The sequence below is a fragment of the Kutzneria chonburiensis genome (genome assembly GCF_028622115.1).
Lineage (GTDB): Bacteria > Actinomycetota > Actinomycetes > Mycobacteriales > Pseudonocardiaceae > Kutzneria > Kutzneria chonburiensis.
This window is the reverse complement of sequence record NZ_CP097263.1, coordinates 8,738,865-8,749,895: the sequence shown is the minus strand read 5'-3', so window position 1 is coordinate 8,749,895 and position 11,031 is coordinate 8,738,865. Positions and strand designations below refer to the sequence as shown.

General features: G+C 70.1%; 6 protein-coding genes and 1 pseudogene. All 7 read right to left on the bottom strand.

Annotated features, from left to right (window positions below; all coding sequences use genetic code 11):
* Nucleotides 1-3: 3 nt before the first annotated feature.
* The 7 genes and pseudogenes from M3Q35_RS40760 to M3Q35_RS40730 all read right to left on the bottom strand — a co-directional run bounded on the left by M3Q35_RS40760 (nucleotide 4) and on the right by M3Q35_RS40730 (nucleotide 11,029).
* Nucleotides 4-1,191 carry a condensation domain-containing protein gene (locus tag M3Q35_RS40760; RefSeq protein ID WP_273937908.1) on the bottom strand — a complete coding sequence of 396 codons (1,188 nt, stop codon included), beginning with the start codon at nucleotides 1,189-1,191 and terminating at the stop codon, nucleotides 4-6.
* 37 nt (nucleotides 1,192-1,228) lie between these two features.
* Nucleotides 1,229-6,850, bottom strand: a pseudogene (locus M3Q35_RS40755) (SDR family NAD(P)-dependent oxidoreductase); the annotation flags it as partial.
* Between the two features lie 31 nt (nucleotides 6,851-6,881).
* Complete coding sequence (locus M3Q35_RS40750) at nucleotides 6,882-7,640, bottom strand: polyketide synthase (RefSeq protein ID WP_273937907.1); 759 nt, start codon at nucleotides 7,638-7,640, stop codon at nucleotides 6,882-6,884.
* Nucleotides 7,637-8,338, bottom strand: a complete 702-nt coding sequence (locus M3Q35_RS40745; protein WP_273937906.1) for an enoyl-CoA hydratase-related protein — start codon at nucleotides 8,336-8,338, stop codon at nucleotides 7,637-7,639. The genes M3Q35_RS40750 and M3Q35_RS40745 overlap by 4 nt, the downstream gene beginning before the upstream one ends.
* On the bottom strand, nucleotides 8,338-9,582 hold the full coding sequence (locus tag M3Q35_RS40740; RefSeq protein ID WP_273937905.1) for a hydroxymethylglutaryl-CoA synthase family protein: 1,245 nt from the start codon (nucleotides 9,580-9,582) through the stop codon (nucleotides 8,338-8,340). Before M3Q35_RS40740 ends, M3Q35_RS40745 begins: the two co-directional genes overlap by 1 nt.
* Before the next feature lie 17 nt (nucleotides 9,583-9,599).
* The gene (locus tag M3Q35_RS40735) at nucleotides 9,600-10,790 is read right to left on the bottom strand and encodes a beta-ketoacyl synthase N-terminal-like domain-containing protein (protein WP_273937904.1); all 1,191 of its coding nucleotides are present in this window, start codon (nucleotides 10,788-10,790) and stop codon (nucleotides 9,600-9,602) included.
* Nucleotides 10,790-11,029: a phosphopantetheine-binding protein gene (locus M3Q35_RS40730; RefSeq protein ID WP_273937903.1), complete on the bottom strand. Its 240-nt coding sequence runs from the start codon at nucleotides 11,027-11,029 to the stop codon at nucleotides 10,790-10,792. Before M3Q35_RS40730 ends, M3Q35_RS40735 begins: the two co-directional genes overlap by 1 nt.
* Nucleotides 11,030-11,031: the final 2 nt, after the last annotated feature.

Sequence of the window (11,031 nt, the reverse complement as noted above, 5' to 3'; positions counted from 1 at the left end):
GGGTCAGCTCGCCGGCCCGTTCCTGGACGACTTGCTCCAGATATACCCCGGGGTGTAGGTGCTGGTCGACTCGTCGTCGACCAGCATCGCCCAGCTGTCCAGGTCCACGTCCGAGCCGGCCTGGGTGAGGCTGCCCAGCAAACTCGTGTACACCAACGGAATTGTGCCGCCGGCCCGCGACCGATCGCGGCGCGCCCACTCCCGCTGCGCCCGTACGCCGCCGACCGTCGAGTGCTCCAGGTCGCGCCACAGCTGGCTGCGGACCGCGGCGAGCAGGTCGCCGAGGCTGCCGGTCGCCGCCGGGGCCAGGAACACCGAGGTCGAGATGAACGGCCCGACCAGGTGCGCGACATCGGGGTGCACCGGGTTCCGGTTGTACGTGGTGAGCACCACCGGCAGCCCGCTCGTGCCGTCCTCAATGGACACTGCCGCCGTGTAGAGCGCCAACAGCAGCGCCGAAGGCGTTGCGCGGCCGGCCATCGCGGCCTGTTTCACCGTAGACCACTGCGTCTCGGCCAGCTTCAGCGAGCGCCGGGTACGAGCCCGTTCCTCACCGGGCTTTGCCGCCAGCAGCGGGGCCGGCCGATCCAGATCGGCGTCGGCCAGCTTGCCGCGCCAGTACTCCAGCGCCGTGTTCAGGCGATCGGACCGCACCTGCGTGCCCAGCACGTAATCCCGGAAGCTGATCTCCGGCAGCTGCGGCTGCTCGCCCCGGTACAGCGCGTACCACTGGCGCAGCAGCAGCGACACACTCGGGCCGTCGGCGATCATCTCGTCCACCGCGAAGAACACCCGGCTGCGGCCGTCCGGCCGCCGCGCCACCTTGATCGAGAACATCGGCCAGGTGTGCGGGTCGAACCCGCTGCCGGAGTTGGCCTCCCGCAGGCTGTTCAGGTCCTCGGGCGAGGCGACGTCCACCGTCTCGACCCGGTAGTACGGCACGATGTCGCGGATCTCCTGGGTGGCGTCCGGCAGCACCACCGCGCGCAGCATTCCGGTGCGGTTGACCAGCTCGTTCCAGCTCGACTCCAGCCGGTCCACGTCCAGGTCTGCCTCGAACTCGACCTGGACCTGGGTGCCGATGCCGGTGCCGTCGCCGAGGCGGCGGCCGACGTAGAAGGACTCCTGGATCTCGTTGAGCGGGAACGGCCACCAGCCGTTCTCCGGGTCGGGCGTGAGCAACGTCCTCATCGGTCTCCCCTCCGGCCGCGGCGAGGATGGTGTCGGCCAGTTCGGTCACGGTGCGCTCGGCGAGCTCGTCGAGCGGGATGGACAACCCGTAGCGGTCGTCGATCTCGAAGCGCAGGTTCATCAGGTTGATCGAGTCGACGCCCAGCTCGGGCAGGGCCCGCGCCGGGTCGATCGGGCCGGTCACGCCGACCGCCGTCGCCTCCGCGAACTCGAGCAGCCGCTCGAGCACCGGATTCGCCTCGGCCACAACAGGCTTTTCGACCGCTGTCGGGACGACCGGCTGCCGTTCGACAACAACTGTTGTCGGGATGGTCTCGGTCGGCTGCCGGTCGTTGAACCACAGCGGCCGGTCCAGGAACGCCGACGGCGGCAGCGACACCAGCCGGCCGGTGCTTCCGTCGAGCTCCCGCCACGGCACGTCCAGGCCGTCCAGCCACAGGCGGCCGACCTGGCTCAGCCGGCCGTTGTTCCAGAGCTGGGCGAGGAACGCCGCCGTCTCCGGCGCCGCGGCGAGCGCGTGTTCCCCGCGCGGCCGCTCGCCGATCATGGCGTTGAGCAGGCCGTCCGCCAACTCCGCCGCAGTGCTCGCGACCACGATCAGCCGGCAGTCCTTGGCCGCCCGGCCTTCACGCAGCGTCCGGGCCACTGCGGCCAGGTCGATCGTGTCGGCGTTGGCCCGCACCCACTCCGCCAGCCGCTGGGCCGACGCTTTGAGGTGCTCCTTGGTCGGGGCCGACAGCACGAACAGCTGCGGCTTGTCGGTCGTTGTCTTCGGCTGTTCGTCGATGAATTCTTCGAGCACCACGTGGGCGTTGACCCCACCAGCGCCGAACGAGCTCACGCCCGCGCGGCGGGGCAGCTGCCGGCCCTCGTCGTCCAGCAGCGGCACCCACGGCGCCGCTTCGCGCTGGAGGTCGAAGCGCGTGTCGGCCAGGCGGAGGTTCGGGTTGATCTCCTCCGCGTGCAGGGTCGGCAGCAGCGTGCGGTGCTTGAGCTGGAGCAGCACCTTGGTCAACGCCGCCAGGCCGGCGACCGACTCGCCGTGGCCGATGTTCGACTTCACCGAGCCCACCGAGCAGCGCGGCGCGTTCCGCGTGCTGCCGTACGTGGCCATCAGGCCGGCCAGCTCCACCGGGTCGCCCAGCTCCGTGCCCGTGCCGTGGGCCTCGATCACCGTGACCGAGGCCGGGTCGACCTGCGCCTTCGTCAGCGCCTGGCGGATCACCCGGGCTTGCGCGTGCGGGCTCGGCGCGGTGTAGCCGTTCGTACGGCCGCCGTGCGCCACCGCGCTGCCCTTGATCACCGCCAGCACGTTGTCGCCGTCCTTCAGCGCCTGGGCCAGCGGCTTCACCAGCACCGCGCCCGCGCCTTCGCCCGGGCCGAAGCCCGTACCGCCCGCGCCGAAGCTCCGGCAGCGGCCGTCTTCGGCGAGGAAGCCCGACTGCCGCAGCATGCGGAACCGGGACGGGTGCAGGTACAGGTTCACCCCGCCGACCAGCGCCGCCGCGCATTCGCCGCGGCGGATGCTCTCCGCCGCCAGGTGCAGCGCCACCAGCGACGACGAGCACGCCGTGTCCACCGGTTGGCTCGGGCCTCGCAGGTCCAGCAGGTACGACAGCCGGTTCGCCACGCTCCACTGGTGCGCCGCCGGCATCGTCCTGCTTCCGTGCGCCCACTGTTGCGCACCCAGCAGCTGGTAGTCCCCCGACGTCACCCCCACGAACACCCCGAGGCTGCGCTTCTCCCCGTCCGGGGCCACCAGTTCGTTCAGGCGATCGCCCGCGTAGCCCGCGTCTTCCAGCGCCTCCCAGGCCACTTCCAGGAACAGCCGTTCCTGCGGGTCCGTCATCGCCGCGTCGTGCGCCGAGAGACCGAAGAACTCCGGGTCGAAGCGGTCTATCCCCAGCAGGAAATGACCCCTTGCCTCCACCCCGCCCGCATCCGCCCACCGATCCGTAGGCAGCTCCGACACGGTGTCGGCCCGCCCGGAAAGGTTGCGCCAGAAGGCATCCAGATCCGACGCGCCGGGATACCGCCCCGACACCCCGATCACCGCAACGTCCCCCGCGCTCCCCCTCAGCTCCCCCTCCCACACCGCGTTGTCCACATCCCCCGACTTATCCACAGCCACCCCGCCACCAAGATCAACCCGCCCCTCCCGGCGATACGATGGCTCCGGGGTCGCCCCCCTGGGAGCGGAGGGGGATGCGTTTTTTGTGCCGAGGTGGGGCTGCGGTTCGGCGGTGGGCGCGGCGTCGGCGGGGGTGTGTGGCGCTGGTGAAGGTGCGGAGCGTTGGGCCAGGAGTGTGGCCAGCTCCGCGAGGTCGCGGAGGCCGAAGAGCTCCTCGGGACCGACGGGGGCGACGCGGCGGCTGAGCTCGGCGGCGAGCGTCCGGATCATGAGCGAGTCGAGGCCGAGGGACTCGAGCGAAGTGCCGAGGCTGAGCTCGTCGGCGGATCGACCGAGAGCGGAAGCGACGGCAGCCAGGACCGCAGCGGTGACCGACGGCGAAGTGGAGTGAGTCCGAGCCGGGGCGGTGGTGGGTGACGCGCCGCTGAGCGGGCCAGCCTGAGCCGCCGCGAGCGAAGCGCCGCCGGGCGAATCAGCCTTGGTCGAAGCGCCGCCCGGCGAATCAGGCTGAGCGGCAGCCGGCGAATCAACCTCGGCGGTGAGCAGGCCGTGCGATGTCAGGTGGCGATGCCAGGTGTCGCGGTTGCCGTGGAAGACAGAGACGACGGGGGCGCCGGCGCCGAGCAGGTGCGGCAGGGAAGCGAGGGCGAGCGGGGCGGGGAGCGGGGTCATGCCGACCTGCTCCTCGACAACCCGCAGCACCGGCTCGGGCACGGTCATGCCGGTGCCGTCCCACAGCGGCCAATCCACGGAAAGGGTGACGCCATGACGACGGCCGGCGGAAACGAGCTCAGCGCGCTGCAAAGCGAAACCGTCGAGGAAGCCGTTGCCGAAGGCGTAATCGGTCTGCCCGATATTGCCGGTCACGGCGGCGACGGAAGAGAACAGCACGAACAGGTCGAGGGGAAGGTCGGCGGTGGCGGCATCGAGTGCGACGACGCCGGAAGTCTTGGGTGCCAACACTGCTTCGACATCGGAGGCCCGCTTCCGGGTGAGGAAAGCGTCCCGAACGACGCCGGCGGCGTGGAAAACGCCGTGCAGCGAGCCCTCGGTGGCGAGAACGGAACGCACCAAAGCCGAAACCTGCGCAGGGTCGGAAACGTCGGCCTGTACGTAACGAATGGGGCCGTCGGGAAGGGAAACGGCACTGCGTCCGCAAAGAACGACGCGGGCGTTGTGCTGTGAGACAAGGTGCTCGGCGAGAACGGAGCCGATGCCACCCATGCCGCCGGTGATGAGATAAACGCCGCCGTCACGCAGCGAAACGGGAGCGGCGGGGCGGAAAGACTCCAACACGAGAGAGGAACGCCCGCCGCCACGGAGGTCAAGGAGACCGGAAGAGCGGACGGAGAGCTCGGCGCGAAGCTGGGCCAAGCCGGCAGGGCCCGAGTCGACCAAGAGGGAAGCGCCGGAGACGCGAGGGTTCTCCTGAGCGAGGGAACGGATGAAAGCGTTGCCGGCGAACGCATTGGGCAGGTCGGTCGACACGGCGACAACGCGAATCAACTGGTCGCGAGGAGCGGCCCGCAGCACGGCGGCGGCGAGCTCAAAGGCCTCGGCGACAGTGCCCTGGTCGAAGCGGAGCACGAGAGTGTCGGGGTGATCCGACTCGACGCCGAGGCCGGTCAGCTCGCCAGAAGGGTCGAAAATGCGGACCATACCGGCCTCGAAGGCCTCTGAGGAAGGCGAAGCGGGAACCCATACCGGGCGGTTCAGGTCGAGGGCGTCGATGTCGGGAGTTGCCTGCGGCGCAACGGACACGAAGTGGCGGTCCTTGGCGAAGACATAACCGGGCATCGCCAGCCGGCGGAAACCGCCGTCGGCGAACACCGAAGCCCAGTCGACCTGCGCACCGGAAAGGTATTGGCGCGCGACGTCATGAGATTCCTCGACGGGCGAACCGGCGATCAGGCGGTCCAGACCGGCACGAAGCTCGGCCAGATCGCTGACCACAAGGGCGGCGCGGTGCTGGTAGTGGCTACGAGCGACGGCCAGGGTGTAGGCGACATCGGCGACGGAGCTGGTGGCGCCGGCACCATCGAGCCAACGACGAAGATCGCGAGCGATGGCGGCAATACGGTCGGGACGACGACCGGACAGGGCAACGACAAAGGGACCGGTCTGCCGAGGCGAAGCCGGACGGGCCGGCGGGGCCTCGACGACAACGTGCGCGTTGGTACCACTGAAACCGAAGGCACTGACGGCAGCCCGACGCTGACGGCCGGTGGCCGGCAGCCGCCGACGAGAGGTGACGGGAGTGAAAGGCCCCTCGGCGAAGGGAATCCGCGGGTTGGGCGACGTCAGATGCAGGGTCGGCGGCACGTCACCGGTGCTGACGACACCGATGGCCTTGATCAAGCCGGCCAGCCCGGCCGCGGCCGAGGTGTGGCCGACGTTGGTCTTCACGGAGCCGATGGGCACGCTGCCGGCGGCGAGACCGGCCGGCGCGAACACCTCGTTCAGCGCGGCGACCTCGATCGGGTCACCGAGCGGGGTGCCGGTGCCGTGACACTCGACGTAGTCCACAGTAGACGGATCGATGCCGAAACGCTGGTACGTGTCGGAGATCAGCGCGGCCTGCGAACGGCCACTGGGCGCCGTGATGCCGTTGGTGCGCCCGTCGGAATTGATACCGGTCGCCCGGATTATCGCCTGCACGGGGTCACCGTCGGCCAGGGCCTTGGCCAACGGCTTGAGCACAACGACGGCGCAGCCCTCGCCGGGCACGATGCCGTCGGCGGCGGCGTCGAAAGCGCGCTCCTGGCCGTGCGCCGACAGCATGCCAGCCTTACTCATGTAAACATACGGGAGTTCAGTCAGGTACAGCGTGACGCCGCCGGCGACCATCAGGTCGGCCTCGCCGAGCCACAGCGACTGGCAGGCCAGGTGCAGGGCGACGAGCGACGACGAACAGGCAGTGTCCACAGTGGCCGTCGGCCCGCGCAGGTCCAGCTCGTACGCCAGCCGGGCGGCCAGCATCGAGTTGGAGTTGCCCTGCATCACCTGCGGCAGCCGAGAGTGCTCGCTCCCCCGCTCGATCCGCTGGAGGTAGTCGTTGAGCATCACGCCGGCGTAGACGCCGCAGCGCGCACCGGCCAGCGTTGCCGGAGCGAGGCCGGCGTTCTCCAAGGCCCGCCAGGACTCCTGAAGGAACAGTCGAGCCTGCGGGTCGGTGAGCTCGGCCTCGCGCGGCGTCATGCGGAAGAAGTCGGCGTCGAAAGCGTCCGCATCGGACACGAAAGCGCCCCACTTGGACGTGGACTTGCCGGCGGCGGCCGGGTCGGCGTCGAAGTAGCTCGAGGCGGACCAACGGTCGGCCGGCACCTCGGTGACCAGGTCGGCGCCGTCCAGCAGCAGGTTCCAGAACTGCTCGGCATCCTCGGCACCGGGAAACCGTGCGCTGCAACCGATCACGGCGATCGGCTCGCGTGTCGGCGCCTCGGTCTCCGTGCCGCGCAGCTGGGCGGACGCGGACCCCAGGTCCAGTTCACCGCTGCGGACGCGGTTCAGGATCTCGCGTGCGTCCATTTTTCCTCGGCCCTGTCGTGGTTCGGGGTGGTCATCGGGCTGCGCCGCCCTTCGCGTAGGCGGCGGTGATGCGATCGCGCACTTCCGGCAGATGAAAGGAGACACCGTGCATGTCGACCTCGCGGGCAATGGCGCCCTCGCTGGCGACCAGCAGCGGCCGGGACAGTTCCCGCTTGAGCAGTTCCAGCGAAACGCGCGGGGCGCGAGCCACCGATGCGGCCAGTTCCCTTGCCACCGAAGGGACTTCGGCGTGTGGGACGACTGGAACGCTGACGCCGCGGGCGGCCAGCTCGGCGCCGCGGTAGTTCTTCGCGCTGTAGAGCATCTCCTGCCCCAGCACCGGCCCGAACCGAGTCGGCAGCAGGTGCGTCGCGCCCATGCCGGGCGTGAAGCCGTACCGCATGAAGTTCGCGGCGTAGACGGAACGTTCCGACAGCACAAGCATATCCGCGTACAGCGCGAGCACAAGACCCCCGCCGATGGCGTGCCCCTGCACGGCCGCGACGACCGGAAGCGGGCAGTGCGCGAACACGCGGAAGAAGTCGTCGGTGTCGAAAGTCCCATTGCCCTCGGCAAAGTTGAGCAGCTCGGTCTGCGAACCGCCGGCACAGAACAGCTCCGGCAGACCCTCGACGAGCACGACCCGGGTGTCCTCGCGGGCCACCGCCTCGTCGAACCTCGCCACCAGACCAGCGGCGAGGTCGGCGCTGAACGTGTTGCGACGGCCCGTGTCCGCCATCCGGACCACGGCCACCGGACCCTCGAACTCCAGGTGCACCACGGAGCTCACGACGCCACCGCCTTCACCATCGTCCGCACCAGATCGGAGTCCATACGGTCCAGGAACGCCTGCCCGGCAACGGTGCCGAGATCATCCCGCCACCCGAACGCCGTGTTGCGGTAGTTCTTCAGTGCGGCAACGGTTTCCCGTTGCACGCGACGCAGACCGACGAGCAGCGGGCGCAGCAGCTCCTGCCCGCTCGCGCCGACCCGATCGACGAGGCCGAGCCCCAGTGCGGCCTCGGCGTCGATGTCGTCAGCAAGCAGGGCGGCGTTGAACGCCCGCTGCTCTCCGGTCCGGCGCGCGACGAACGGCAGCGCCATCGCCGGCACCAGTCCGAGAAGCGTTTCGGTGAGCCGGAAACGGGCGTCGCGCCCGGCGAGCACCACATCACAGGCCGCCGCCAGTCCCACGCCGCCGGCGGTCGCAGCACCGTCCACAACAGACACAGTGACGAGCGGCGAGGTGGTCAGGCGTCGCAGCAACTTCCAGTACGGCAGCTCGCCGACCACCGGGCCGGCCGGCGGCGCGGTGTCCAGGTCCATCCCGGCGCAGAAGTCCTCGCCCGCAGCCGAGATCACGAAGACTCGATTGTCCGAAGAGGACTCGGCGGCGGTCAGGGCACGGTCGATGGCGGCCAGCATGGCCTCGTCGATAGTGTTGCGCCGGCCCGGCCGGTCCAGCACATACCCCGCGTACGGCGGCATCAGCCCTCACCGCCGAGCCACACGTACTCGCGGTGGTGGCCGCGAACCTCGGACAGCACCAGCAGCTTCCGGTTGACCAGCTGTGACTTCATGATCTGCGGGAAGCGGTCGAGGTCGAAGGTGAAGTCAGGGGTGCCGAACTTCAGCTCGGCGGTGGCGGCCAGCAGCTCGTCGTACTCCTCCATGGCCAGCTGGTAGCGGCCGTTGAGCCGCTGGGTGATGCCCATCTGCGCCACCGCGCGCTGCGACTCCGGCGTGACGACCGCGCTGTAGAACTCCGAGGCGCAGCCGGAACCATAGGAGAAGATGCCCAGCCGCGTCTCGCGGTCGATGCGCGCGTTGTCGATAGTGCTGGCCAGGGCCAGGAAAACCGTGCCGGCGTAGATGTTGCCGACCTCGCGCGGGTAGGTGATGGCCGGGCCGAGGCGGCGGTTGAAGTCGTCCTCCAGCGCCTGCGGCGACATCTTCTTGAGCCGGCGCAGCACCGTGCGGTGCGCGCCCTTGACCATGCCCGGGAACGGGGTGTGCATGGCCAGCAGGTCGAAGGAGTCGACGATGTCGGCGCCGTCGACCTTGCTGGCGTAGTCGGTGAACGAGCCGCGCAGGCAGTCGATGTAGGTCAGCAGCGAGAGGTCGACGTCGCCGGCCTCGGCCTCCGGCGTCGGCCGGCAGGTGTCCATGACCTCGTAGCTGAAGTAGCCGTTGGCGCCGTGGTCGAACGCTGCCACCACGGGGTTGTCGCTGATCAGCATGGCCATCGCGCCGGCGCCCTGGCTGGGCTCGACGTAGGTGTGCGGCACCGGGCGGGCGACGTCACTGGAGATCACCAGGGCCCGCACGCCCTCGAACGGGCTGGCCGCGACGACCGCGGCGGCCATCTGCATGGCGGCGGTGCCGCTGTAGCAGGCCTGCTTGGTCTCGAACAGCCGGCAGTTTCGGCTCAGTCCCAACGCGTCGTGCACGTAGGTGGCCAGCGACTTGCCGAAGTCCACACCGGACTCGGTGCCGACGATCAGCAGCTCGATGGAGTCCCGCTGCTCCGGCGTGAGCGCGTCCACGATGGGTTTGGCCGCGTTCACAGCGAACGACACCGCGTCCTCGCAGTGCAGCGCCACGCTCTTGCGGCTCATCATCAGGTTGTCCAGCCGGCTGGTGTCAAGGCCGCGTGCCGCGAACAGGGTCGGCACGTCCACATAGGTCTCGCCGCAGTAGGCGTTGATGGCTTCGATCCCGACGTGCTTCATGACTTCTCTCCTCCAGGTCACGCGGCCCGGACCAGGACCGACGCGTTGATGCCGCCGAATGCGAAACTGTTGGACAGCGCGGTGCGGATGGGATGGGCCTCGGCCGACCGGCCGACCAGGGCCAGTTCGGGGTCGAGCGGGGTGTCGAGGTTGGGGTTGGGGTGGCAGGAGCCGGCCTTCTGCTGCGCGACGGTGGCGATCAGCTCGATCAGTCCGGCGGCGGAAAGGCAGTGCCCGACAAGGGGTTTGGTCGAGTTGACGCGCAGCGACGGCCGCAGCCCGAACACCGTTCGAATCGAGCGTGCCTCGGTTTCGTCACCGAGCACCGAGCCAGTGCCATGCGCGTTGACGTAGTCGACCGCCGAAGCCTCGACTCCGGCGACACGCAGCGCCGCCCGCATCGCGGTCACCTGGCCCGCGCTGTCGGGTTCGGTGCCACGCTTGGCATCCAGGCACTGGCCGTAACCGGCGATCTCGGCCAACACCGTCGCGCCACGCTTGTCGGCGACGCTCGCCCGCTCCAACAATACGGCAGCGGCCGCCTGGCCGTACACAAATCCTTGCCGCGCAACGTCGAACGGCCGACACTCGCCAGTCGGCGACATCGCGCCCGTACGCCGGAACGCCTCGATCTCGGCGGCGGACAGCTCGGCCAACGGCGCGACCACGAGGCAATGGTCGAGCCACCCGGCCGCGAGCATCCGCGCCGCCTGCACGACCGCGAGCGTGCCGCTGGCCGATCCACCGCCCAGAACCCAGCCCTCGCCGCGGATCCCGGTCAGCTCGCTGACCGCCCCGACCACGTCGACATCCATATGGGTCAAGGCATACGACGCGCGCAGGCCGCCCGGCTTGGCGTCGAAGTCCAGCGCCGTACGAGCTTGGTGGGCCAGCGCCAGGTTGCCGCCGGCCACGATCAGCCCGCTGCGGTCACCGAGCTTGGCGCCGGAGCGGGTGACGGCCTCGACCGCGACGCAGGCGGCAGTCTGGGCCGGCGTCGCCGCCCGCCAGACGACCTTGCGCAGCCGCGCGGCCGCGTCCGGGTCGTCGGGCAGGTGCCGGGCGGTCCAGTCCGCCAGGCCGAAGCCGGTCAGCGGGGCCGCCCCGCGCCGGCCGGCGAGCAGGGCGTCCGCGAAGCCGGCCAGGTCCTCGGCGAGCGGGCAGAGCACCGCCGCCGAGGTCAGCAGCACGCGATCGAGGCCGGTCATCACACGTGCGCCTGGATGGCCGCGACCAGGGAGCGCAGGTTGTGCACGCTGGTCAGCTCGTGGTTGGGCACGGTGATGCCGAGCTCGTCCTGCACGCCGATGACCAGGTCCATCCGGTCGATCGAGTTGGCGCCCAGCTCGCGCATGCTCACGTCCGGCTGGACGCGGGCGGTGTCCAGGTCGGGCAGCACCTCGGCGAGGTGCCGCCGGACCACGTCGAAGATCTCCTGCTCGGTCACGG

Bases quoted from the DNA above. Each gene is read 5' to 3' on its own strand.
- M3Q35_RS40740 (WP_273937905.1), bottom strand. From the start codon at position 9,582: ATGAAGCACGTCGGGATCGAAGCCATCAACGCCTACTGCGGCGAGACC.
- M3Q35_RS40735 (WP_273937904.1), bottom strand. From the start codon at position 10,790: ATGACCGGCCTCGATCGCGTGCTGCTGACCTCGGCGGCGGTGCTCTGC.
- M3Q35_RS40760 (WP_273937908.1), bottom strand. From the start codon at position 1,191: ATGAGGACGTTGCTCACGCCCGACCCGGAGAACGGCTGGTGGCCGTTC.
- M3Q35_RS40745 (WP_273937906.1), bottom strand. From the start codon at position 8,338: ATGCCGCCGTACGCGGGGTATGTGCTGGACCGGCCGGGCCGGCGCAAC.